Genomic DNA, 25,376 nt, shown 5'->3' with positions numbered 1-25,376 from the left:
CCGTTGCATGCCACTCAAGGATCGGTCGATGCCCCACCCCCATCTGTTCTCGCCTCTGGACCTGGGCTTCACCACCCTGCCCAACCGGATCCTGATGGGGTCCATGCATACCGGCCTGGAGGACAAGGCCAGCGACTATGACAAACTGGCCGCCTATTTTGCCGAACGCGCCCGCGGCGGCGTGGGCCTGATCGTGACCGGCGGCATCGCACCCAGCATCCGTGGCTGGCTGAAGCCCTTCGGTGGCCGGCTCAGCCTTCCCTGGCAGGTACCGAGACACCGAAAGCTCACCCGCGCCGTGCATGCCGAAGGCGGAAGAATCTGCATGCAGATCCTGCATGCAGGCCGCTATGGCTATCACCCCTTGTCGGTGGCACCGTCGGCCATCAAGTCGCCGATTACCCCGTTCAGCCCGCAAGCCCTGTCCTCACGCGCGGTGGAGACCACCATCGCCGACTTCGTCAACAGTGCCTCCCTGGCTCGGGAGGCCGGTTACGACGGCGTCGAAATCATGGGCTCGGAAGGTTATCTGATCAATCAGTTCCTGGCCGAACGCACCAATCAGCGAGACGATGCCTGGGGCGGCGACGCCGAGCGCCGCATGCGCTTTCCCATCGAGATTGTCCGCCAGACCCGCGAGCGGGTCGGCCCCGACTTCATCATCATCTACCGACTCTCCATGCTCGACCTGGTCGAGGGCGGCCAGAGCTGGGAAGAAATCGTGACGCTGGGCAAGGCGATCGAGGCCGCCGGGGCCACCTTGATCAATACCGGCATCGGCTGGCACGAGGCACGTGTGCCGACCATCGTGACCAGCGTGCCGCGCGCTGCTTTCGCCTGGGTCACGGCTCGCATGAAGCAGGAGCTGAGCCTGCCGCTGATCACTACCAACCGGATCAATACCCCCGACGTGGCCGAACAGATTCTGGCCAGCGGTGAGGCGGACATGGTCTCGATGGCCCGCCCCCTGCTGGCCGACCCCGAGTGGCCGGCCAAGGCACGTCGTGGAGAGAGCGAGCTGATCAATACCTGCATCGCCTGCAACCAGGCCTGCCTGGACCATGTGTTCGAAAACAAGCACGCCAGCTGCCTGGTCAATCCTCGCGCCGGACGCGAGACCGAGCTGCTGATCCAGCCTGCTGCCGACCCCCGGCATTATGTCGTGATCGGCGCAGGCCCCGCCGGCCTGGCCTGCGCCACGACCCTGGCCGATCGCGGCCATCGGGTGCAGCTGATTGACCGCCACGACGAGATCGGGGGGCAGTTCAACTATGCCAAACGGATACCCGGCAAGGAGGAGTTCCACGAAACGCTGCGCTATTTCCGGAACCGCCTGCAATCACTGGGCGTGGACGTGCAGCTGGGCCGGCCGGCTGATCCCGAGGCGATTGCAGCCAGCCAGCCGGATGGCGTGATCCTGGCCACCGGCATCACGCCGCGCCAGATCAGCTTTCCAGGCAGCGACCATCCCCGCGTCCTCAGCTATCTGGATCTGCTGGCCCATGACAAGCCGGTAGGCGACCGCGTAGCGATTATCGGCGCCGGCGGAATCGGTTTCGACGTCGCCGAGTTCCTGGCGATGCCCCGCCCGTCCCCCAGTCTTGATGTGGACCAATGGTGTGCCGAATGGGGAATCGACAAGCATCTTGAGCAACGCGCCGGACTGAGTCTCCCCCATCCACCTCGCCCCCTGCGCCAGCTATGGCTGCTGCAGCGCAGCCCCGGCAAGCCGGGCGCACGCCTGCACAAGACCACCGGCTGGGTCCATCGCGCCACCTTGGCCAGCCTGAAAGTGAAAATGCTGGGCGGAGTCAGCTATGACCGCTTTGACGACGAAGGCCTGCACGTGACGATCAATGGCGAAGCGCAATGCCTGCCGGTCAGCCACGTGGTGATCTGCGCAGGCCAGGAGCCGCTGCGCGAGCTGGCCACCCCACTGGAACGCCTCGGCCTGCCACTGCATATCATCGGCGGAGCCGATGTCGCCGCCGAGCTCGATGCACGGCGAGCCATCGCGCAAGGCACCGAGCTGGGCGCCAGCCTGTAGATCATCCGCCGAATCACGAAAAAAGATGCCGGCGGAGGCAAGCCAGCCTCGTCCCGACCGAAATGCCCTGCCATGCGGATCAAGGGGGGTTCAAAGACGTCGCCGGAACCGGCCGAACCCGTCTGTGCAAGACGAAACCACCCGGCGAATGACGGCAGCATCGCAGCGATCGCATGGTTGCTCGCCACGGCTCGCCGAAGGCAAGCACCGGCCGCGGAAAGTGAAGCTTCGCGACCGGCCGACTGGAAAGCAGGCGCCGACGCCGGCATATTGTCGGTGACGCCGATACGGCGACCGAGCCGGATGCGCGCATGAGGCCTGCGCAGGCACTGGAACACCAGCCCGCCTCATCCGGCGATCCCCCGATCCCCTGAAGGAGTGTTTACATGTCGGAATCCGGATCTGCACTGGCCGTATTTGGCGGCGGATGTTTCTGGTGCGTCGAGGCGGTCTACCAGCAACTGACCGGCGTACTTTATGTCGAGCCAGGTTATGCAGGCGGTGAAATCGAACACCCTGACTACGAACAGGTCTGCGCAGGCCGAAGCGGCCATATCGAGGTGGCCTCGATTCATTACGACCCGAACCAGATCAGCTACGAGCAGTTGCTGGACGTATTTTTCGCCACCCACAATCCCACCACCCAGGATCGCCAGGGAGCCGATGTCGGGCCGCAATACAGGTCGGTCATTTTCTGTCAGGACGCGACACAGGAAACCCAGGCCCGGCACAAGATCGACTGGCTGCAATCCGAGGGCGTGTTTGCCGATCCCGTCGTCACCGAGCTGCGCCCGGCCGCCAAAGTCTGGCCGGCGGAAACCTATCATCGCGACTACTACGCCCGCCACCCACTGCAGGGCTACTGCCAGCTGGTCATCGCCCCGAAACTGAGCAAGCTGCGCGCCAGCTTCGCGGGCCTGTTGCGGGCATCCACGCCGTGAACAACATCGGGATGGCTTCCGGAAACACCATCTGCAGAGCCTGAAACAGATGTACCCCGCAGAGGTCACGCGTCAGAGCATCTCAAGGGGGGGGATGAGAGGTCCGAAGGGGGGTGCGTGACTTGCGGGGTACGGCCCGCACCACAAGGGGGAGGGGTGTGGTGGGGCCGGCGCATGATACTCAGCAATTCCATTCATGTCTAGCGATGGCCTTCATCTTGTGACAAGATACTGCCCTCGCCAGCCAGCGGTCGCCAGCCAGCACACTTCCCTGCTGGCGCAATCAAAGGTTTTATGTCATGGCCGCGTCGACATCAGACCGCGGCGATGAGGCAATGATTGCCGCAGGGCTTGCCCTGCCCTCCAGTCCATCGCTATACTAGATGGCTTACTTGTTGTTTTTAATCTCAGGAGCCAACCGTGAAGGTGCTTTCCTCTTTGAAGTCCGCCAAGCAGCGGCATCGCGACTGCAAGGTTGTGCGCCGTCGCGGCAAGGTGTTCGTGATCTGCAAGTCCAATCCCCGCTTCAAGGCTCGCCAGCGTTAATTCGTCCGCGATCCGTCGAAGGGATTGAAAAGCCGCTCCTTGGAGCGGCTTTTTTGTTGCCGGATCAAGCCGTGCGCAACAAATGGATATCCAACCGTCACCCTTGCGCCAACCGGGTCATGGATAAGTCAGCGTATAAGTCACGGTGGCATTGACGCGCCCCGCCCCGGCGCTGCCGGCAAGCAGATAGTACTGGGCATAATAGGTCAGCAGCAGCAAGCCCTGGGCCGATGTCCGCACGCCGGCCTGAGGCAAGCCGGCCACATTGACCGGCATGAAGTCGGCCCCCAGCAGCTGTACGCCGACCTGTGCCGCACCTCCCGTCATCGGCTCGCTCAGACCGGTGACAGTGGCATTGGGGCGGCTGCTCTGCATCGACACCGCCACCGTGATGCCTGCGGGGCAATTCAGGCTGATATGAAAACCGGTACGTCCGGCCGTCGCCCCGACCGCCGCCAGCGCGCGCGTGGATACCGTCGGCAGTGCCACGGTGAAATCCGCCGGAGCATTGACCGTGCATGCCGGCACGGTCACCGTCGTGCCGCCTCCCAGCACCAGCGATGCACTCAGGATCGAGCTGGAGGCAAACCCCGGCACCGACCACCAGAACGGAATCAGCACGACACCCGTCAGACTGCCCGGCACGACATTGCCGGTCTTGATCAGCTGCAGCGTAAAGGTCTCGTTGAGCCGACCGGTGCCACCCAGCAGGAAACTGGGATTGGCCACGGCGCCGAGCTGAAAGCCTGCCGCGCCATTGGGACCGCATTGAGTGCAGACCTGACTGCTGGCCTGGGTCGGTGAGCCGGTAACCCGCAAGGCGATGCCGGGCAGATTGGTGGCAAAGGTGATGCCGGGCCCCGCCGGATTGTTGCTGGCATCCAGGGCCGCAAGCGTTCCACCCGCCTGGATATTCGCGGTACCCACTTCCAGAAAGCCGTAGGTGCAACTGAACACCATGGTCGCCGAGACCGGCGTCCCCAACAGGGCCCCCACCGCCGTCCCCGAGGGGATGGACACATCGGGCAGGCTGACGGTCTGCGGCGCACCCTGACTGCAGCTGACCGCCCGCAGCTGCTGAACCGGCAGAAGAACCAGCAGCAGACCCCATAGCCACATCAGCCGAGGCCTTGGCCGCCTCGATCTCCCATACCGGTTCACAACCCCTCCTTGCCGCGCGCACCGGCTGCGCGGACAGCGACACAGACCAGATCCAGCACCGACTCGAATGGACGCCGGCCGGAGCGACGAGGTTTCCGGTACCGATAGTCGAATGCACAGTCATGGAGAACACCTTCATCCGTGCGCCAATGCGCATACAGGCGTCCGTGGTCGGCAAGGCCCCGCACCAGGGCCAGGCCCGACTGTCCGACCACCCCGAGGCTGTGACCGCCGGCATCGACCAGGCCGGTTCCGAACGGCACCAGTCCGCCACCGGCCTGATGCAGACGAACAAAGGCCGTGCGCCCGCTGCGGGTCTTGATCACCACCATCACTACCGCTCCGGCATGCGGCGCCACCTGGGCCCCGCTGGATTGCAGCTCCACATCCAGAGGCAGGCCCTTGGGATCGAGCTGGATGACATTGAGATTGTAAGGCGTCAGATAAGGCACCAGCGCATAGCCACCCCGATCGATGCGGGCCCCGGCCATGTTCAGCACACTGGCCCCGCGAGCCCCCTCGGCATGGACAATCGCCAAGGTATCGCCAGCAAGCTGTCCCAGGGTGATGCCCCCTGGATGAGCCACCACGGTACCGGCAAGGCCGACTGAACTTTGCGAAAATCCAGGCCCTCGGCCGTAGCTCAAGGCCGCCGCCCCATAGCCGCCACGCCAGCCCCCATTGATGGTCGCCACACCACCACCATCACCCTCGGCAGCCGAAGCGCCGTAACTGAACTGGCTGCGCTCTCCGAGGCTGCCATTGAGCATCAGCTGCGGCGCCAGCCTGCCAGCCTCCCTCGCCAGATTCAGGCCCAGGCTGGGAGCCCTCCCTCCCGATCCCAGCGGCAGCGTCACATTCAACATCAGCTCGTTGACATTGCGCGCCAGCCAGTCACGGGTGCGAGTCGCGCTCAGGTTGTAGCTGAAACGCCACAACCTGTTGCTGTAACCCATCTGGAACTGCGCATCCGTACCGGGACGCCCCCAATAGTCATGCGCCGAGACATTGGCGTAAAGCGAACCTCCACGGAGGCCGAGAGGCTGGCTCAGGCTCAGGCTGAAGGTGCTGCGGGCGCGTTGCAGACTCCGGGCCGTCCAGCCCGAAGATGCCGCACTGACAGCCGCCGTCTGTGTCGCCTGCCCCGCCAGCCACGTCCCGTCCACCGCCGCCGTACCCGCGTTCCAGATGCCCTCCGCCCCTTGCCCCGGAAATGGCCGTCTGGATTGCACACTGTCCCGGGCGAGCGCGGCATCCGCCAAAGAGAAATACCCACTGCCGGAATAGCGATAAGCCATGACCGAGAACGATGTATCCGTGCCGGGCACCAGCTTGCTGTAGCTGAGCCTCACGCTTTGTCCGGAGTGCGAGGCCTCCCCGAGCAGGCCGGTACGCGCATGAGTGATATCCAGCGCCAAGGCACCAAAGCGGGTATTGAAGGCCGCCCCCAGCAGGCCGGCCATATAGCCCGAAGCCCCCACGGCCCCGGCGTAAGCCGTCAGACGATTGCTGAAGCCGCGCTGGTAGCTGCCCTGCAAGAGCCAGGGGCGATGCTGCAGGGACAGGTCGCGCAGCTGCCCTGCCGCGATATCGAAACGACTGATCCCGGGCCGCAGCAGCTGGGCGACCGAGGCATAAGGCACCGAGAAACGATGCAGACTGCCATCCGCCTCGGTCACCACCACATCCAGGCTGCCGCCATAACCGGTCGGATACAGGTCCCTGATCGCAAAAGGACCTGGCGCGACGGTGGCCTGATAGATCTGCAGGCCGCGCTGACTGATCACCACTCGGGCATTGCTGCTGGCGACACCCCGGATGACCGGGGCGTAACCGCGCAAGGAGTCCGGCAGCATACGGTCATCGGTGGCCAGCTGTACACCGCGGATGCCGAAACTGTCGAATACCTGCCCATCGGTATAGGAATCACCCAGCGTCAGCTGGGCTCGCCAGGCAGGCAGATCGTGCCGCGCATACAGGTCGATATTCTGCCAATGCAGCACCGCAGCAGGCCCGCGGACCGACATCCAGCTGACCGAGGCATCATGGCGCAAGTGCCAGCCAGCGAGATTGAGGCCACTGCCCAGCGCCAGATAGGCCGAGGTCTGGACCACACCTTGATGGCTGCTGCGGTAGGCATTGAAATTGTAGTTCAGCAAGGCCGCTGGCACCCCTTGATCCCACTGCCCCGGACTGACATAACCTCTGGCCGGCTGGGCCAGATAGACCTGGGGCACACTCAGCTGCAGGCGCAGGTCAGCCATGTCGGGCACGGCCTGCGCCGCCGGGAACACTTGCCCGATCTCGACGCAGGAACCAGGTCGATCAAGCGCCGCCGCGACCGCAGTCGGCGGCCTCAGATGCAACTGCTCCAACAGGCTTCGCGACATGCAGGCCACGGCATCACGATGTCCGGGCAGAATGGCAAATCGGACCGCGGCACGACCAAGCCAGGTATCGGCCAGCTGGATGTCCAGGTCATAAAGGCCAGCCAGCACCGGATGGCCTCGCTCGAAGCGCGAAAGATCCAGTCCGTCGCCGCGATGCCCCGACAGCAGCTGACGATCGAACACGGCATCATCAGCCGCGACATCCGGATTCGTGACATCCACCTCAACCATGTCAACCATGGCCGGCACATGCCTCGCCGTATCGCCCGCCGAGGCCTCGGCGGGAATGGCGCCCATCACCATCGCGCCCCAGAGCAGATCCCGCAGGCCGCGCACGCGATGCCGTTTCGACCGCTGCCGATCGCCAGGCCCATCCGCAGGCCTCACGGCCCAATCTCGGCCTTGCCGGAAACGGCGGCACCGTAATCATTGACGGTCTCGAACTCGATCCGCATCACGCCTGCCGGCCACGATGACAGGCCGGCAAGCGCCAGACGCAGATGTCCAAAGGGCGCCACCATATCGGTATCCCCGGTATAAGTCCGACCACCCGCCAGCGCCACCACCTTGATCAGGGTGACGAAATACGGGGTCGGGTTGACCAGCTCCAGCATCGGCGAATCGCCGGGATCGCCACCTCCGGCCCGACGCCATCGCAATCGTGTCGGCGCAGCAGCCGGGTCGCCATGCAATCCTGCTGGCCGATAGAACAGCTTGAGGCGGGAACGGACCGCAAACTGCAGAAAATTGACACCCCGCTCCATCGCCCGGGGCTTGGGCGGAATTTCCAGCACATTCAACCAGAACATTGATTCGCGATCCGCCGCAAAGACATGCGGCATGGTGAAAATGCGCAGACTCTGGTCCTTGCCCGCATCCATCCGGAACAGGGGCGGCGTCACCAGAAAGGGCGCATGCGCATTGTCCGGGGTCGAGTGCAGATCGCCATCGTCGACCCAGGCCTCGACGAGAGAAGGCCGCTCACCTTGATTGGACAGCCTCAAGGTGACTTCCTCGGCATCGCCTGGAAAGACCACCCGGGTGCTGCCGACAACCACGCCGGCACGGACCGGCAATGCCAGCAGCAGGGCCAGCCAGACCCAAACGCCAACGCCACGACACAGGAGCATCATCGGCATCCATCCTGCCTGCAGCCGCCTGACGGCCACTCCGCCAACCACCGACATCCAGGCCAGGCCAGCGCCCGGCGCCGCTTCGGGACCTATTGATACAGCATGGTGAACTGCACACTGCTGTTGGCCGTGCCTGCCGTCGCCGCCCCGGTGGCATAATACTGGGCATAGTAGTTGAGGGTGGCGGCACCACTGGATACCGCATAGGTCGCCGAATTCTGGCCGGCCTGGGTCGCCCCCAGCACGATGGGCGAAAAAGCCGCGCCACCGCTGCTGCTGCCACTGCCGTTCAGCAACTGGATCTCCACCAAGGTGGCCGACGACGACCCTTGCAACCGCAGATTGCCCGTGGTCGGGTTCACGGTGCCGCCAGGCTCGAAATAGGTGGTCGCCTTGGTGACGCCGCTGCCGCAGTCGCTGATGCTGATGCTGAATGAGGTTCTGGCCGCCACCTCGCCACTGGCGGTCAAGGCCGAGGTCTGGACCGCAGGCAAGGCGACCGCAATGCTCTTGGCCGACCCGGTGCCCGAGCCGCTTACCACGCAGGTGCCCGCCGTCACGCTGCCGGTGATGTTGATCGTGCCATCACTGGCAACGAGCGGGCTCGCCCCCAAAAGCAGGCAGACCCCGGTCAAGCCGAGCAACCAACGCGCATCGCGCCACATGGACCACCTGGGCACCGCCGGACTTGTCTTCACGCCATCTCCCAAACATGCATCACCACACAGGCATCCATCGACACCCTGTCGTTGAACCCCGCCTTGAGCGAGGTCATCCATCATGCGCACAGCGACAACGCCCCATGATTCAGACAGCATCGCCACACGGCGGACATCCATCGATATCCCGGCCTGACTGTGGGAAATGATCAGCAAATTGGCGTGAAAGTTACGTGACAACAAATAGCCATCTACACGCCCAAATTCATGAATAGCAGCACGATTTGACGCATATGATTGACTCAAGATCATCATGACAGCCCCCTTTGATGAGCCCGACGTCTTTCACGAAACCTTGATGTCCAATGCAATGCCGTGGCAACCCATCATGAGCAGACGCTGCGCGGCCAGGCCGTCAGAGGGCATCTGCCTTGCAAGCCAGGGAAGCTCCGGCTCACCGCCGACCACCTGCACAGGCGACAGGTGGACTGCCCCACTTCGGCATCGGCGATCGCATGGCGATTCAGCCAGAACAAGGCCAGCCAGATTGGCAAGGTCTTCAGTAAAACGAAACCGGCATAGGACTGCACAAGGTGATTCATCGCGATACTGACAAGCCAACAGGATCGGAATTGCTTGCGGCCCCGGCGCTGCCGGCATCATCAGACACTCGTATTTCAATCGCGCGGCCTGCCCCTCCCGCCAACATCCAGCAGAACGCCTTGAGTGCAGCACATGCCCATGTCGTGCCAGTCAGTCACCGGGCCAGGGCCCTCGCATCTCGATCGAAACGAGGCCGCCCCCGGCACGCATGCCACAGTCCCGGCCGACAGAGACACCAAGGGCTGCGATGAACCCGGGCGGCCGGTGGCCACCCACGAACTCAAGCCATCGCTCTGGCAAAAGCACCATTCCATATGCTGCGCGCACAAAAAAAGGAGACGCCTTGAGAGGCGCCTCCTTTTTTGTGCAACCATCTTGTTACGTAACGATTAAACGTAACGCACGCCGATGATTTCGTAGTGCTTGGCGCCATTGGGCGCGGTGAACTCGAAGCTTTCGCCAGCGCTCTTGCCGATCAGGGCACGAGCGATGGGCGAAGACACCGCGATCAGGCGCTTCTTGATGTCCGCTTCAAGGTCGCCGACGATCTGGTAGGTCACGGCGTCGCCGCTGTCCTCGTCTTCCAGATCCACGGTGGCACCGAACACCACCCGCTGTCCGGCGGACAGCTTGGTGACATCGATCACTTCGGCATTGGACAGCGCGCCCTCGAGCTCGCCGATGCGACCTTCGATAAAGCTCTGCTGTTCACGCGCAGCGTGATACTCGGCGTTTTCCTTCAGATCACCATGGGCACGCGCCTCGGCGATGGCCGCGATGATACGCGGCCTGTCCTCGGACTTCAGGCGATCCAGTTCGCCACGCAGCCGCTCGTAACCGGCCTTGGTAACGGGGGGACGACTCATGAGACAACTTTCTCCTTCAATTCCCGGTGCAGCTCCTGCAGGCTGTGCACCTCACCCTGACTGTGGAAGTCAAGTGAATGCACCAGCGCACGTGCACCAGCCACCGTGGTGGAGTGGATCACGCGATGCTGCAGCGCTTCGCGCCGGATCGAGAACGAGTCGGCGATCGCCGGCTTGCCCTCGGTGGTATTGACGATATAGACCAGCTCGCCGTTCTTGATCAGATCGACCACATGCGGCCGGCCTTCCTGAACCTTGTTGACCTTTTCGCAGGCCAGGCCCTGAGCGGCCAGGAAAGCCTGGGTTCCGTGGGTGGCTACCAGCTGGTAACCATGCTCCACCAGTTCCCGGGCCACCGGCAGCAGGCGATCCTTGTCGGCATCACGCACCGACAGGAACACCTTGCCCTGCTTCGGGGCGCCGATGCCGGCGGCTTCATGGCCGCGGGCAAACGCCGCACCGAAGGTACGCCCCACACCCATCACTTCACCGGTGGAACGCATCTCGGGTCCCAGAATAGGGTCGACGTTCTGGAACTTCAAGAACGGGAAGATCGCTTCCTTCACCGAATAATAATCCGGCACCACTTCCGTGGTCTGGCCCTGATCGGCCAGGGTGCGCCCGGCCATCGCCCGCGCCGCGACCTTGGCCAGCGACACGCCGGTGGCCTTGGACACGAACGGCACGGTGCGCGACGCGCGCGGATTCACTTCCAGCACGTAGACGGTATCGCCCTGGATGGCGAACTGGGTGTTCATCAGGCCAATGACCTTCAGTTCACGCGCCATCAGTTCGGACTGGCGACGCAGCTCATCCTGCATCTCGGCCGTCAGCGAGAACGGCGGCAGCGAGCAGGACGAATCGCCCGAATGCACGCCGGCCTCTTCGATATGCTCCATGATGCCGCCGACCAGAACCTGACCCTCGGCATCGGCGATCACGTCCACATCCACTTCCACGGCGTGATCCAGGAAGCGATCCAGCAGCACCGGCGAATCGTTGGAGACCTGCACGGCCTCACGGATGTAACGGCTCAGATCGGCGTCGCTGTAGACGATTTCCATGGCGCGGCCACCCAGCACATAGCTGGGACGGACCACCAGCGGATAGCCGATCTCGCGAGCCAGGGCGATGGCTTCGTCCGGATTCCGGGCGGTGCGGTTCGGCGGCTGACGCAGGCCCAGCTTCTCGATCAGCTGCTGGAAGCGCTCGCGGTCCTCAGCCAGATCGATGGAGTCCGGCGACGTGCCGATCACCGGCACGCCGGCCGCCTCCAGCGCGCGAGCCAGCTTCAGCGGCGTCTGGCCGCCGTACTGCACGATCACGCCCTTGGGCTGCTCGATGTCGACGATGGCCAGCACGTCCTCCAGCGTCAACGGCTCGAAGTACAGCCGATCCGAGGTGTCATAGTCGGTGGAGACGGTTTCGGGATTGCAGTTGACCATGATGGTCTCGAAGCCGTCTTCACGCAGGGCGAGCGCGGCATGGACGCAGCAATAGTCGAACTCGATGCCCTGACCGATGCGGTTGGGACCACCGCCCAGCACCATGATCTTGTCACGATGGGTCGGCGCGGCTTCGCACTCTTCCTCGTAGGTCGAGTACATATAGGCGGTGCTGGTAGCGAACTCGGCGGCACAGGAATCCACGCGCTTGTAGACCGGCTTGACGCTCAAGGTTTTGCGCAGATGGCGCACTGCCGCCTCGTCGGTGGCCAGCAATTCGGCCAGCCGGGCATCGGAGAAGCCCAGCTGCTTGAGTTCGCGCATACGGGTCTGGTCGATGGCGCTCAGACCCTGCTCGCGCACGGCCTGCTCGACCAGAACCAGATCCTCGAAAGCGGCCAGGAACCAGGGATCGATATAGGTCAGGGCATGCATTTCTTCCAGACTGAAGCCGGCGCGGAAACCATCGGCGACGTGGAATACGCGGTCCGGTCGCGGCTCGCGCAGCTCGCGCTTGAGGGTGGCCAGACCTTCCTCGGTGGCATAGTCCAGCCCCGTCGGATTCAGACCGTTCTTGCCGATTTCCAGGCCGCGAAGCGCCTTCTGCAGCGACTCGTGGAAGCTGCGGCCGATCGCCATCACCTCGCCGACCGACTTCATCTGGGTGGTCAAGCGGGCATCGGCCTGCGGGAACTTCTCGAAGGCGAAGCGGGGAATCTTGGTGACGACATAGTCGATCGAGGGCTCGAACGAGGCCGGGGTCAGACCACCGGTGATGTCGTTGCGCAGCTCGTCCAGGGTATAGCCGACGGCCAGCTTGGCGGCGATCTTGGCGATCGGGAAGCCGGTCGCCTTCGATGCCAGCGCCGAAGAGCGCGACACGCGCGGATTCATCTCGATGACGACGACACGGCCATCCTTCGGATTGATGCCGAACTGGACGTTGGAACCACCGGTGTCGACACCGATCTTGCGCAGCACGGCAATGGAGGCATCGCGCAGACGCTGGTATTCCTTGTCGGTCAAGGTCTGGGCCGGTGCCACCGTGATCGAGTCACCGGTATGCACGCCCATCGGATCGAAATTCTCGATGGAACAGACGATGATGCAGTTGTCCGCGGTATCGCGAACCACTTCCATCTCGAATTCCTTCCAGCCCAGCACCGATTCCTCGACCAGTACTTCGTGGACAGGCGAAAGCTCCAGGCCGCGTTTGACGATTTCCTCGAACTCTTCGCGGTTGTAGGCGATGCCGCCACCCGAGCCGCCCAGAGTGAAGCTGGGGCGGATGATGGTGGGATAGCCGACCTTGGCCTGCGCCTCCAGCGCCGCCTCGAAGGTCTTCACCGTCTCGGCGCGCGGGCAGTCAAGGCCGATGTCGCGCATCGCCAGCCGGAACAGCTCGCGATCCTCCGCCATCCGGATCGCGTCGCGCTTGGCGCCGATCAGCTCGACGTTGTACTTCTCCAGCACGCCGTTGTCGGCTAGATCCAGAGCACAGTTCAGACCGGTCTGGCCGCCCATCGTCGGCAGCACCACGTCGGGACGCTCCTTGGCGATGATCTTCTCGACCGTCTGCCAGTTGATCGGCTCGATATACACCGCGTCGGCAGTGTCGGGATCGGTCATGATCGTGGCGGGATTGGAGTTGACCAAGATGACCCGGTAGCCCTCTTCCTTCAGCGCCTTGCAGGCCTGGGCCCCGGAATAGTCGAATTCGCAGGCCTGGCCGATCACGATCGGACCGGCACCGATGATCAGTACGCTTTTGATGTCATTACGTTTTGGCATATCAGCGGGCCTCTTCCATCAGGGCAGCAAAGCGGTCGAACAAGTAGCCGATGTCGTGCGGACCCGGGCTGGCTTCCGGGTGACCCTGGAAGCAGAACGCCGGGCGGTCGGTCAGGGCAAAACCCTGCAGGGAACCATCGAACAGCGAGGTGTGGGTGACCCGGGCATTGGCCGGCAGGCTGGCCGGATCTACCGCGAAACCGTGGTTCTGGCTGGTGATCAGCACACGGCCGTCATCGTGATCCTTGACCGGATGATTGCCGCCGTGATGGCCGAACTTCATCTTCAAGGTCTTGGCGCCCACGGCCAGACCCAGAATCTGATGCCCCAGGCAGATGCCGAACAGCGGAATCTTCGCTTCCAGCACCGCACGGGCGGCCTCGATGGCGTAATCGCAAGGCTGCGGATCGCCGGGGCCATTGGAGAGGAACACGCCGTCCGGCCTCAGCGCCAGCACTTCGGTCACCGGCGTCTGCGCCGGCACCACGGTCACTTCGCAACCGCGATCGGCCAGCATGCGCAGGATATTGCGCTTCACGCCGAAGTCGTAAGCCACCACTTTGAAACGCTTGGTCGGCTGGGCAAAGGCGACCTTGTCCAGATCGTAGCTGCCTTCGTTCCAGCGGTAGTTTTCCCTGGTGGAGACTACCTTGGCCAGATCCATGCCGGCCAGACCGGGGAAGGCGCGCGCCTTGGCCAGTGCAGCTTCGGCATCGATGTCCTGGCCGGCGACGATGCAGCCGGCCAGCGCGCCCTTGTCACGCAGGATACGGGTCAGGCGACGGGTGTCGATGCCGGCGATGGCCACCACGCCGTGGCGGCGCAGATAATCGGGCAGGCTCTCGGTGCTGCGCCAGTTGCTGGCCAGCCGGGGCACATCGCGAACGATCAGGCCGGCGGCATGAATGCCTTCCGACTCGGCATCATCCGGATTGACTCCGGTATTGCCGATATGGGGATAGGTGAGTGTCACCATCTGCCGGGCGTAGGACGGATCGGTAAGGATCTCCTGATAGCCGGTCAGGGAGGTGTTGAACACCACTTCACCCACGGTTTCGCCAACCGCGCCGACAGCGTGGCCATGGAAAAGGCTGCCGTCTTCAAGAGCTAGCAGTGCAGGTATGCGCATAGGGGACCGCCTATATTCAGGTGCGACAAAGCCCGCAAGCACAGCAGAACCGGCTTGTGGACCTATAGTCAAAGAGGACAATTGGGCGGGCTAGAATGATAGGGTGCGCCAGGGCTTCTGTCCACCGGCCGATGCCTGTGCATAGTGTCCCAGTCAGCCGGCAGATGGTCTGTTCGGGCCGTCGCTGGCGTAGTCTATGCAAAGACTCCGAGGATGCCCGTCTTGATGACCCGCCAGATTCTGGATCCCGCCGGGCTTGACCGCCCCGACACCGAGGTCCGGTCCCAGCCCTTCCACTACCTGATCGCCCACGGCCAGCTGCCGGAGTCGGTCCGGACCGAGCTGGACCGCGACTTTCCCGTCTACCGCAGCGCCGGCTTCTTCCCCTATGTCGCCGAGGAATGCGGGCCCTCGATCCGCCGCCTGGTCGAGGAGCTGTCCGGGCCGGACTTTGCCCGCGCCATCGGCAGCCGACTCGGCCTGCCTGCCCTGGGCAGCTATCCGACCTTGGTCACCTTGTGCAAGTCGCTGAACCGGCGCCATGGCACCATTCATACCGACAGCCGTTCCAAGATCGTGACCGCCCTGCTTTATCTGAACCCGGAATGGCCGGACACCAGCGATGGCTGCCTGCGATTTCTCTCCGCCATCGACAATATTGACGCCAGCCTCGGTGCCGAGGTGAAGCCGCTGTACGGCGAACTGGCCGCGTTCCGCCGCAGCGACAACTCCTTCCATGGCCACCTTCCCTTTGAAGGCGAGCGGCGAGTGATCCAGGTAGCCTGGCTGGTCGACAACGCGGCACTGGAGCGCAAGAGCCAGCGCGGACGGACCACCCAGTGGCTGAAAAACCTGTTCGGCCGACTGGATCGCCGCGTCGGCGCCGGCCGGGATCGCAACGCCTCACATCGCGACTGAGTTCCGCGCCAGCCGCCAGGCCCGCGTCAATGACGCAGATGCATGACCAGCAACAGCACGAACGCCAGATAGAAGCCGGCCCCGCACAGCAGATGCTGGGCCTTGACCCGGCCACAACGAAACGCCAGCCACAACCACAGCACCGCCAGCATCGTCATCACACCGGCCAGCGCCAGTGTCGTATCGAAGTGCCAGGGGGTGGCGAAGATACCCAGCGCACTGGGAATCGTGGCCTGGATCATCATCGCACCGGAAATGTTGGCCAGCGCCAGCCGCTCCTTGCCCTGGCGCATCCAGATCAGCGCATTCATGGTTTCCGGCAGCTCGGTGGCCACCGGACTCAGCAGCAAGGCCACCAGATGGGCTGACAGCTGCAGCCCGGTACCGATGGCCTCGATCTGATGCACGAAAATCCTTGAGGCCACAGTGATCACCAGCATCGCCGCCACGGTCTGCAGGACAATCCAGCCCAGCCCGGGGTGCCCGGCGCGCGGCCGGATCTTCAGCGGCTCCAGCACCTCGTCGCCATCCTCGTCAGCCGGCTGATCACGACTGAGCTCGCGCCAGACATACAACGCATAGGCCAGCAGAAACAACACGCCCAGCCACGGCTTCCAGGCGAAGGCCAGCAGACCCAGCGCACATTTGCAGGCAAAAATGATCAGAAACCAGCGCTGATCGCGGACCAGTTGCGGATAATCGGCCTGCAGGCAGGAGTCGGCCCGGCCCAGCTTGCGGCGATGCCACAGCAGAGCGCCGCCGACCACCGCATAGGCCAGGGTCGCCAGCACCAGCGGGCCGCCCATCGCGGCGCCGACGCCGATGTCTTTCTGCTCAGGGGTATGCCCGCCCAGGACCGCGATCGCGGTCACCGCACTCTCGGGCAAGGCGGTGCCGAAGGCCGCCAGCACGGTACCGGTGGCGGTAGCCCCCAGGCGAAAACGCTCGCCCAGCCACTCGATGCCATTGACGAAGTATTCGCAGGCGATATAGATCGCCACGGCGGAAAGGATGAAACACAGTGCAGTCAGCATGGAACGGTCTCTGCCGGACGAGTGGACGCAATGGCACAGCCTCACCACTCGTCCGGCAGGACGGCGGGGCTGGCCAAAGGTCTCGCCGGGCCACCTGCCGAAGGCAGGCACCGTACGCGCCATGAAGCGCTTGGCTTCAAGTCTGTTGACGCGGACTCCTGTCGTGCAACCCGGAACAACCGGGCGGGCGACGCAGGATAGCTACTCCCCAATGACTGAGCGGCATTTTAACGGCGCGCTGCGGCATGAACAAGCCGCAGCACCGTATACCGTCGGACAATTCAGCCGCCGCGATCGGCGATCAGCTCGTCCATGCCGTAACGGCCGGGGGCCTGCAAAGCCAGCCACTCGGCGGCAGTGACGGCGCCACGGGCGAAGATGGAGCGGTCATCGGCGCGATGGGCCAGCTCGATGCGCTCGGCCGGACCGATCAGCATCGCCTGATGTTCACCGACAATGCCGCCGCCACGGACTACCGCAAAACCGATCTCGCCGTCCGTGCGCGGGCCGCAACGGCCCTCGCGAGCATAGACCGCCACCTCCTCCAGCTTCACGCCGCGGGCATGGGCGGCCTGCTGGCCCAGGGCCAGAGCGGTCCCTGAAGGCGCATCCTCCTTGCGGCGATGATGGGCCTCGACGATTTCCAGATCCCAGTCGGCCAGGCTGCGTGCAGCCTGGGCCAGCAGGCGGCCCAGAATCGCGACACCCAGACTGAAATTGGCGGCATGAAACACGGGAATGGTCTGTGCCGCCCGATCCAGCAGGGCCTGCGCCACGGCATCCAGGCCGGTCGTGCCGGTCACCAGCGCAGCCCGCAGGCGCTCGGCCTGGCTGACGGCCGTATCGAAGCCAGCCGGGCCACTGAAATCGATGACCAGATCAGCATCTTCCAGCGCCAGCCAATCGGCGCGAAAGCTGTGGCTCGGCCAGTCGGCACCCAAGGGCCGGCCCAGCGAGGCCGAAGCCTCGCCGACCATGGCGGCCGCCAGTTCCAGCTGCGGATGATCCCGCAGCAATTCCAGCACCGCCCGGCCCATCCGACCGGAGGCACCCTGCACCACTATCCGCAAGCGCTTGCTCATCGATGCTCCTCGCCGACCGCCGGGCCGCTCCGTCAATGGGTCACGCGGGACCAGAAGTCCTTCACGCCGTCCAGCCAGCTTTTGGCCCGCGGACTGTGCTCGTGACCCTCGCCGGACATGCTGGTTTCCAGCGCTTCCAGCCATTCACGCTGCTGCTTGGTCAGCTTGACCGGCGTTTCGACTACTACCGTGCAGATCAGGTCGCCGGTCCGGCCGCTGCGTACCGACTTCACGCCACGACCGCGCAGACGGAACTGCTGCCCGGTCTGGGTCTCGGGCGGCACGGACATTTCGATCTCGCCCTCCAGCGTCGGCACCTGCAGCTTGGCGCCCAGTGCCGCCTGGGTGATCCGGATCGGCACTTCGCAATACAGGTCATTGCCGTCGCGCTGAAAAATCTTGTGCTCGCGCACACGCATTTCCACGTACAGGTCGCCGGCTTCGGCGCCAGGGCCGCCGGCCTCGCCCTGCCCGCTCAGACGGATGCGGTCACCGTTGTCGACACCGGCCGGAATCTTCACCGACAAGGTGCGGGTTTCTTCCAGCTGGCCTTCGCCATGGCAGTACTTGCAGGGCTTCTCGATGATCTGGCCATTGCCGCCACAGGTCGGGCAGGCCTGCTGCACCGAGAAGATGCCGTTCTGCATCCGCACCCGACCCTGACCGTGGCAGGTGGTGCAGCGCTTGAGCTTGCCGTCGGCCGAACCACTGCCATTGCAGTGATGGCAGTTGACCCGCCCCGGAATCTCGATGCTTTTCTCGACCCCGAACACGGCCTCTTCCAGGTCCAGTTCGAGAATGTAGCGCAGGTCGGAGCCCCGGCGCGGACCACCACGACCACCGCCCATGCCGCCGAAGATGTCGCCGAAGATATCGCCAAAGATATCGCCCATGTCGCCGAAGCCGCCGCGACCGCCACCACCACCGCTGCCATCGAAGGCGGCGTGGCCGTACTGGTCATACATCTGGCGCTTCTGGCTGTTGGACAGGATCTCGTAGGCTTCCTTGGCTTCCTTGAATTTGTCCTGGGCCTGCGGGTCATCCGGGTTGCGGTCTGGATGATATTTCATCGCCAGGCGACGAAATGACGTCTTCAGCTCGACCTCAGTGACCGTGCGCTCGACACCGAGTACCTCGTAATAATCACGCTTGCTCATAGTACATCCGTGAATGCGGCGAACAGCTTGCAGACCTGCCCGCCGATGAAACGCACAGCCCGTGCACGGAGTCCATCCGGCACGGGCTGCGACACAACAGCAATGGAGCGAAGAAGCTTACTTCTTGTCGTCCTTCACTTCGGTGAACTCGGCGTCGACCACGTCGTCGGCCGCAGCGGAAGCACCACCCGGAGCCGACTGGCCAGCCGCATCACCCTGCTGGGCAGCTGCCGCGTACAGAGCCTGGGCGGCCTGCTGCAGCTTCTCGATCCGCGACTCGATGGCCGCCTTGTCATCACCGTCCTTGACCTTCTCCAGCTCGGACAGCTCGCCTTCGATGGTTGCCAGCTGGTCGGCCGGAATCTTGCCGCCATGCTCCTTCAGCGAGGTGCGGGTACCGTGCACCAGCTGATCGGCCTGGTTGCGGACGCTGACCAGTTCCTGGAACTTCTTGTCTTCCTCGCGATGCGTTTCGGCATCGGCAACCATGCGCTGGATCTCTTCATCCGACAGGCCCGAACCGGCCTTGATCTCGATCCGCTGTTCCTTGCCGGTCTTCTTGTCCTTGGCCGAGACATGCAGGATGCCGTTGGCGTCGATATCGAAGGTCACCTCGATCTGCGGGGTGCCGCGGGGCGCCGCATCGATGCCCTGCAGGTCGAACTTGCCCAGCGACTTGTTGGCGCTGGCGCGTTCGCGCTCACCCTGCAGCACATGCACGGTCACGGCGGTCTGGTTGTCATCGGCCGTCGAGAAGGTCTGCGAGGCCTTGGTCGGCACCGTGGTGTTCTTCTCGATGAGCTTGGTCATCACGCCGCCCATGGTCTCGATGCCCAGCGACAGCGGGGTCACGTCCAGCAGCAGCACGTCCTTGACGTCACCACCCAGCACGCCGCCCTGGATCGCGGCGCCGACGGCGACGGCTTCATCCGGGTTGACGTCCTTGCGGGGATCCTTGCCGAAGAAGTCCTTCACGGCTTCCTGGACCTTGGGCATGCGGGTCTGACCACCGACCAGGATCACCTCGTTGATGTCCGAGACGCGCAGACCGGCATCGTTCAGAGCGGTGCGGCAGGGATCGATGGTGCGCTTGACCAGATCTTCCACCAGCGCTTCCAGCTTGGCGCGGGTCAGCTTGATGTTCAGATGCTTCGGACCGGAAGCGTCAGCCGTGACGTAGGGCAGGTTCACTTCGGTCTGGTGGCTGGAGGACAGCTCGATCTTGGCGCGTTCTGCGGCATCCTTCAGGCGCTGCAGGGCCAGCGGATCCTTGCGCAGGTCCACGCCCTGCTCCTTCTGGAACTCTTCCACCAGATAATCGATGACGCGGTTGTCGAAGTCTTCGCCGCCCAGGAAGGTGTCGCCATTGGTGGCCAGCACTTCGAACTGCTTCTCGCCATCGACTTCGGCGATTTCGATGATGGAGACATCGAAGGTACCGCCACCCAGATCGTACACGGCGATCTTGCGGTCACCGCCCTTCTTGTCCAGGCCATAGGCCAGGGCTGCCGCGGTCGGCTCGTTGATGATGCGCTTGACGTCCAGACCGGCGATGCGACCGGCATCCTTGGTGGCCTGGCGCTGGCTGTCATTGAAGTAGGCCGGGACCGTGATCACGGCCTCGGTCACCGACTCGCCGAGATAATCTTCGGCGGTCTTCTTCATCTTCATCAGCACCTTGGCCGACACTTCCTGGGCGGCCATCTTCTTGCCGTCGGAGGTCTCGACCCAGGCATCGCCATTGTCGTGGGCCACGATCTTGTAAGGCACCACATTCAGGTCTTTCTGCACCTCGGCGTCGGTGAACTTGCGGCCGATCAGGCGCTTCACCGCGTAGAAGGTGTTCTTGGGATTGGTCACGCCCTGACGCTTGGCCGGCGCACCCACCAGGACTTCGCCGTCCTTGGTGAAAGCAACGATCGACGGCGTGGTGCGATCACCCTCAGCATTCTCGATGACCTTGGCGCTGGTGCCATCCATCACTGCAACGCAGGAGTTGGTGGTGCCCAGGTCGATACCGATGATTTTACCCATGATTCAAATACTCCCAAAAGAAGATGAGTGCGGCAGTGTCTGCCGGCGCTGAATGTAAAATGGGGGTCCTGCCTATCGTTTCAATAGCTCGCGTCAATCGAATTTCGATATCAGCGGACCCTTCCGGAAGAGATCAGTCGGCGTCCTTGACGATGGTCACCAGCGCCGGGCGCAGCAGACGATCATTGAGGACGTAGCCCTTCTGCAGCACGGCCGAGACGGTATTGGCCGGCACGCCCGGCACCTCGACCATGCTCATGGCCTGATGCTTTTCCGGGTCGAAGCTTTCACCCTGCGGATCGACAGCCACCAGACCATGATTCTCGGCCACTTTCTGCAGTGACTTCAGGGTCAGGCTGAGACCTTCGCGCACCGTGGCGACATCAGCGGTTTCCACCGCCAAGCCGCGCTCCAGACCGTCGTAGACCGGCAGCAGCTCGTTCAGCAGTTTCTCGTTGGCAAAGCGACGGGCCTGCTCCACATCGCGCTGCAGACGGCGGCGCTGATTTTCCAGCTCGGCCCGCTCGCGCAAAAGCGTTTCCAGCGCCTGGTCACGCTCCTGATGCGCCTTGTCCAATTCCGCCTGCAGGCCGGCCAGCGTCACTTCGTGCTCGGCATCGCCGTTCTTTTCGGCCGGATCGACTGGCTGTTCGTGGTTTTCCATTCAGGCACTCCAATGCAAGTCATGGGCAGCGCTCGGTACTCACGGCACTGCCCGTTCAGAAAGTAGGTAAGGGCAACCTGTCCCGTTTATAGGGTCGGGGTCGGCTGATTCAAGGCCTGACTCAACAACGAGGCAGTGGCCTGCACCACCGGGATCACCCGCTCGTAAGCCATCCGGGTCGGACCGATCACGCCGACGGCCCCCAGCGGCCGGCCGGGCGTGCCGTAACTGGCCGTGATGACACTGCAACCGTCCAGCGCGGCCAGGCCCGAACCTTCGCCGATAAACAGACGCACCCCGGGGGCTTTGGCGCAACCATCCATCAGCTGGACCAGCTCGCTTTTCTGCTGGAACGCCTCGAACAGCTCGCGCAGACGCCCCAGATTGGCCAGCTCGGCATAGTCCATCAACTGGATCTGGCCACGCACCACCACGTCGGCATCGGCCTCGGGAGCAAACGAGGCCGCGGTCAATTCCGCGGCACGACTCAGCAGCTGATTGATTTCGCTGCCGGCGGCCTGCAGCTCCTGCACCAGCCGGACACGGATCTCGTCGACGCGCAGGCCGGCGAAATGCTGATTGATGTAGTTGGCCGCATGCTCCAGCGCCTGGCGATCAAGCGGCTGCGGCAGATCGATGACCCGGTTCTGCACCTGCTGACCGGAAAACACCAGCACCACCAGCAGCTGACTGTCTCCCAGCGGCACGAACTCGATATGACGCAGCGCAAAGTCGGTGTGTCGCGGTACGGAGACGACGCCGGCAAAGCGCGTCATCGCCGACAGCAGGGTCGAGACATGACCCAGCACGTCACGACTGGCGAACGGAGCCTGCGGCAACTCCAGCTGCAGCCGCTGCAACTCGTCGGGCGCCAGCGGCTGCCATTCGATCAGACTGTCGACAAACAGGCGCAGTCCGCGCGCCGTCGGCACCCGCCCCGCCGAAGTATGCGGCGAGGTCAGCAGCCCGGCGTCTTCCAGGTCGGCCAGGATATTGCGAATGGTGGCGGGACTCACGTCCAGCCCGGCTGAACGCGACAGCGTGCGCGACCCCACCGGCTCGCCTTCGGCCAGATAGCGCGCGATCAGCGCCCGCAGCAAATGCCGCGTTCGCGCATCAAGTTCATGATCGAGGGATTTGAACATGCCGTACCAGCCATCAAGTTGCTTGATACATAAGGCCTGACGCCCCGGCTTGCAAGCCCCGATCGGCGCCGACGACACTCGGGCCGCCCCCTGCGCAGGCCGCGAATCTGTCGCTACAATGAAGATCGATCGTCTGAAGCCTACTTATGCTTACCTCGCTATACGTTCGTCATTTCGCCGTCGTCGAAGCCGCCGAGGTCACCCTGGGTCCCGGCCTGACCGTGGTCAGCGGGGAAACCGGCGCGGGCAAGTCCCTGCTGGTCGATGCCTTGTTGCTGCTCAGTGGCGCCCGCGCCGACAGCGGCATGGTGCGGGCCGGCAGCGACCGTGCCGAACTGATGGCCGAATTCGACCTGGCCGGACTGCCCGAAGCGCGCGACTGGCTGCGCCAGCAGGCACTGGATGAAGAGCAGCAATGCCAGTTGCGACGAGTGATTCCGGCCAGCGGCTCGTCACGGGCCTGGATCAATGGCCGCCCCGCCACGGTCAGCCAGCTGGCGGAGCTGACCGGCATGCTGCTGGAAATCCATGGCCAGCACGAGCACCAGGCCTTGCTGGATCGCAAGCACCAGCTGGCCCTGCTGGATGCCTATGCCGACACCCCGATCCTGCTGGAGCAGCTGGGCACACTGGCCGAACGCAACAAGGCCGTGCTGCGCCAGATCGAAGAGCTGCGCGGCGGCGATGACCGCGAGCATCGGCTGCAACTGCTGCGCCACGAAGTCGAGGAACTTGAGCAATGGGCCTTGTCCGGCGAAGCCCTGGAGGCCCTTGAAGCCAGTCATCGACGCCTGGCCAATGCCGGCCGTCTGGCTGAAGGCGCCTCCGGCGTCCTGGAATTGCTGGATGGCGACAGCGGCGTGGCCCTGGCACGCCAGCTGAGCCGCGCCCACGCCGAACTCGAACGGCTGGGCCAGATCGATGCTCGCCTGCACCCCCTGCTGGAACTGCTGGACAATGCCCGCATCCAGATCGACGAAGTCGTCGACAGTCTGGGGCGGTATGCCCAGGACGTCGATCTGGACCCGGCCCGGCTGGCCGAGATCGAAGCCCATCTCAGTCACCTGCACGAGCTCTCGCGTCGCCACCGCTGCCCGATCGAGGCCCTGCTGCCACTGGCGGAAAGCCGCCGCGACCAGTTGACCGCCCTGGAAGGTGCGGCCGAAACCCTTGATGCCCTGGACCTGGAGCTGCAGCAGCTGGATGCCCGTTACCGGCAGACCGCCAATGAGCTCAGTCAGCGCCGCGCCGAAGCCGCTGCACGGCTTGGCCACAGCGTCAGCGAACTGATGGGCGGTCTTGGCATGCCCGGCGGGCGCGTGGAAGTGCAGCTGGAACAAATCGTCGCCTCCGGCCATCTGGATCCACAGGGTCTGGAGCGCTGCGAGTTGCTGGTCAGCGCCAATCCCGGCCAGCCTCCGCGCGCCCTGCGCAAGGTCGCTTCCGGCGGCGAACTGGCACGCATCAGCCTGGCCATCGAGGTGGCCACTCTGGATCACCACAGCCAGCGCAGCATGGTTTTCGATGAAGTCGACACCGGCATCGGCGGCGCGGTTGCCGAAGTGGTCGGCCAGCGACTGCGGGCGCTGGGCGACCAGCGCCAGGTCCTGTGCGTGACCCACCTGCCCCAGGTGGCCGCCCAGGGGCATGCGCACCTTTTCGTTTCCAAGCAGGCGGCAGACGAGCACACGCGCACCCGGATCACCTCACTCGATGGCGAGGGGCGTCACGATGAGCTGGCCCGCATGCTGGGCGGCATCGAGATCACCTCGGAGACACGCGGACTGGCACGGCAAATGCTGGCACGAGCCCAGTCCGGCAAGGTCTGAGCCCACCCTTGCCGGCATGTCGGCAGCCAGAACAGGCGTGCCGGGAGCAGCTCGCATCGAGACGCAGCCCGTCGGCGCGGGAGAAGTGGGGCGGCCTCGCCGCCTCGGCTCAGGGCAGGCCGCCCAGCAATCCGCGCTCCATCGCCATCCGATACAGATCCAGCTCGCTGGTGGCGACCAGCTTGCTCATCACGCTGGCACGGTGGATATAAACCGTTTTCTGGCCGATGCCGAGCTCAGCCGCGATCCGCTTGGGCGAATGTCCCACGGCCAGCAACATAAACACATCACGTTCGCGTGCCGTCAATCGCTGCAGCGGATCAGGCGCAGAGGCCAGGCGCTCCTGCTCGCGCTGACGCAGGTCGGAACTGAGGTAGCGCTCCCCCTGCATCACGATGCGCAGGCCGGCCACCAGCTCTTCAGGAGCCACCCCTTTGGTGACGTAGCCGCTGGCGCCACGGCGCAGCGCTTCCGAGATATAGGGCTCGCTGTCATGCATGCTCAGCACCACGATCTGGCACTGCGGCGCGCATTCCAGCAACCGCTCTATCATCGACAAGCCACTGCCCCCGGGCATCGTCAGATCCAGGGCAACAAGATCGGGCCGCAATCGCGACACGGCCTGCAGCCCTTCCTCGGCACTGGCGCACTCGGCGACCACCTCGATCCCCGATTCCTGCTCGATCAGGCGCTTGAAACCTTCCCTGACGATGGCGTGGTCATCTATCAACACAATGCTGTACATCAGCCCACTGTAGAGCCATTCAGCGGTCCCGCCTAGAGACGACCCGCTAAATCACGC

At 64.1% G+C, this 25,376-nt stretch carries 19 protein-coding genes and 1 riboswitch; of the genes, 5 read left to right on the top strand and 14 right to left on the bottom strand.

Annotation, left to right across the window (positions count from 1 at the left end):
- Positions 1 to 28 precede the first annotated feature (28 nt).
- From FRAAU_RS06705 to ykgO, 3 genes are all read left to right on the top strand, one after another.
- Positions 29 to 2,047 carry an NADPH-dependent 2,4-dienoyl-CoA reductase gene (locus FRAAU_RS06705; protein ID WP_014402793.1) on the top strand — a complete coding sequence of 673 codons (2,019 nt, stop codon included), beginning with the start codon at positions 29 to 31 and terminating at the stop codon, positions 2,045 to 2,047.
- Positions 2,048 to 2,433: 386 nt separating this feature from the next.
- Positions 2,434 to 2,988, top strand: a complete 555-nt coding sequence (gene msrA / locus FRAAU_RS06700) for a peptide-methionine (S)-S-oxide reductase MsrA (protein ID WP_014402792.1) — start codon at positions 2,434 to 2,436, stop codon at positions 2,986 to 2,988.
- Positions 2,989 to 3,408: 420 nt separating this feature from the next.
- Complete coding sequence (ykgO, locus tag FRAAU_RS06695; protein WP_008215056.1) at positions 3,409 to 3,534, top strand: type B 50S ribosomal protein L36; 126 nt, start codon at positions 3,409 to 3,411, stop codon at positions 3,532 to 3,534.
- 117 nt (positions 3,535 to 3,651) lie between these two features.
- Here the strand turns inward: ykgO and FRAAU_RS16420 are convergent, their stop codons facing one another.
- The 7 genes from FRAAU_RS16420 to carA form a co-directional block, all read right to left on the bottom strand.
- A complete protein-coding gene (locus tag FRAAU_RS16420; protein ID WP_014402791.1) occupies positions 3,652 to 4,653 on the bottom strand; it encodes a fimbrial protein in 1,002 nt (333 codons plus the stop codon).
- A 38-nt stretch (positions 4,654 to 4,691) separates the two neighbouring features.
- Positions 4,692 to 7,421: a fimbria/pilus outer membrane usher protein gene (locus FRAAU_RS16415; RefSeq protein ID WP_052317844.1), complete on the bottom strand. Its 2,730-nt coding sequence runs from the start codon at positions 7,419 to 7,421 to the stop codon at positions 4,692 to 4,694.
- A gap of 47 nt (positions 7,422 to 7,468) precedes the next feature.
- Positions 7,469 to 8,218, bottom strand: a complete 750-nt coding sequence (locus FRAAU_RS06680; protein WP_014402789.1) for a fimbrial biogenesis chaperone — start codon at positions 8,216 to 8,218, stop codon at positions 7,469 to 7,471.
- Positions 8,219 to 8,307: 89 nt separating this feature from the next.
- Positions 8,308 to 9,192, bottom strand: coding sequence for a fimbrial protein (locus FRAAU_RS06675; RefSeq protein WP_156803363.1), 885 nt, complete (start codon positions 9,190 to 9,192; stop codon positions 8,308 to 8,310).
- Positions 9,193 to 9,869: 677 nt separating this feature from the next.
- Positions 9,870 to 10,346 carry a transcription elongation factor GreA gene (gene greA, locus FRAAU_RS06665; RefSeq protein ID WP_014402786.1) on the bottom strand — a complete coding sequence of 159 codons (477 nt, stop codon included), beginning with the start codon at positions 10,344 to 10,346 and terminating at the stop codon, positions 9,870 to 9,872.
- On the bottom strand, positions 10,343 to 13,582 hold the full coding sequence (gene carB / locus FRAAU_RS06660; protein ID WP_014402785.1) for a carbamoyl-phosphate synthase large subunit: 3,240 nt from the start codon (positions 13,580 to 13,582) through the stop codon (positions 10,343 to 10,345). The genes greA and carB overlap by 4 nt, the downstream gene beginning before the upstream one ends.
- A 1-nt stretch (position 13,583) precedes the next feature.
- Entirely contained in the window at positions 13,584 to 14,711 is a 1,128-nt protein-coding gene (gene carA, locus FRAAU_RS06655) for a glutamine-hydrolyzing carbamoyl-phosphate synthase small subunit (protein WP_014402784.1), read from the bottom strand.
- 225 nt (positions 14,712 to 14,936) lie between these two features.
- On the opposite strand from carA, the gene FRAAU_RS06650 reads away from it, so the two are divergent.
- A complete protein-coding gene (locus FRAAU_RS06650) occupies positions 14,937 to 15,629 on the top strand; it encodes a 2OG-Fe(II) oxygenase (protein WP_014402783.1) in 693 nt (230 codons plus the stop codon).
- A gap of 26 nt (positions 15,630 to 15,655) precedes the next feature.
- Here FRAAU_RS06650 and FRAAU_RS06645 read toward each other — a convergent pair whose 3' ends face one another.
- The 6 genes from FRAAU_RS06645 to hrcA all read right to left on the bottom strand — a co-directional run bounded on the left by FRAAU_RS06645 (position 15,656) and on the right by hrcA (position 22,745).
- On the bottom strand, positions 15,656 to 16,663 hold the full coding sequence (locus FRAAU_RS06645) for a sodium:calcium antiporter (RefSeq protein WP_014402782.1): 1,008 nt from the start codon (positions 16,661 to 16,663) through the stop codon (positions 15,656 to 15,658).
- Positions 16,664 to 16,720: 57 nt separating this feature from the next.
- A riboswitch (yybP-ykoY riboswitch) is annotated at positions 16,721 to 16,885 on the bottom strand.
- 59 nt (positions 16,886 to 16,944) lie between these two features.
- Positions 16,945 to 17,745, bottom strand: a complete 801-nt coding sequence (dapB, locus tag FRAAU_RS06640) for a 4-hydroxy-tetrahydrodipicolinate reductase (protein WP_014402781.1) — start codon at positions 17,743 to 17,745, stop codon at positions 16,945 to 16,947.
- 32 nt (positions 17,746 to 17,777) lie between these two features.
- On the bottom strand, positions 17,778 to 18,902 hold the full coding sequence (gene dnaJ, locus FRAAU_RS06635) for a molecular chaperone DnaJ (protein ID WP_014402780.1): 1,125 nt from the start codon (positions 18,900 to 18,902) through the stop codon (positions 17,778 to 17,780).
- A 117-nt stretch (positions 18,903 to 19,019) separates the two neighbouring features.
- Positions 19,020 to 20,936, bottom strand: coding sequence for a molecular chaperone DnaK (dnaK, locus tag FRAAU_RS06630; RefSeq protein ID WP_014402779.1), 1,917 nt, complete (start codon positions 20,934 to 20,936; stop codon positions 19,020 to 19,022).
- 133 nt (positions 20,937 to 21,069) lie between these two features.
- Positions 21,070 to 21,600, bottom strand: coding sequence for a nucleotide exchange factor GrpE (grpE, locus tag FRAAU_RS06625; protein ID WP_014402778.1), 531 nt, complete (start codon positions 21,598 to 21,600; stop codon positions 21,070 to 21,072).
- Positions 21,601 to 21,686: 86 nt separating this feature from the next.
- On the bottom strand, positions 21,687 to 22,745 hold the full coding sequence (gene hrcA / locus FRAAU_RS06620; protein WP_014402777.1) for a heat-inducible transcriptional repressor HrcA: 1,059 nt from the start codon (positions 22,743 to 22,745) through the stop codon (positions 21,687 to 21,689).
- A gap of 146 nt (positions 22,746 to 22,891) precedes the next feature.
- Between hrcA and recN the strand changes: the two genes are divergently transcribed.
- Positions 22,892 to 24,574 carry a DNA repair protein RecN gene (gene recN, locus FRAAU_RS06615; protein WP_014402776.1) on the top strand — a complete coding sequence of 561 codons (1,683 nt, stop codon included), beginning with the start codon at positions 22,892 to 22,894 and terminating at the stop codon, positions 24,572 to 24,574.
- Between the two features lie 109 nt (positions 24,575 to 24,683).
- Here the strand turns inward: recN and FRAAU_RS06610 are convergent, their stop codons facing one another.
- Positions 24,684 to 25,319 (bottom strand): response regulator transcription factor, encoded by a 636-nt coding sequence (locus tag FRAAU_RS06610; RefSeq protein ID WP_014402775.1) that lies wholly within the window; start codon positions 25,317 to 25,319, stop codon positions 24,684 to 24,686.
- Between the last annotated feature and the right edge of the window lie 57 nt (positions 25,320 to 25,376).

The organism is Frateuria aurantia DSM 6220 (assembly GCF_000242255.2).
GTDB lineage: Bacteria > Pseudomonadota > Gammaproteobacteria > Xanthomonadales > Rhodanobacteraceae > Frateuria > Frateuria aurantia.
Note: the sequence above shows the minus strand (reverse complement) of the source record. Positions and strands in the feature narration are given on the sequence as shown.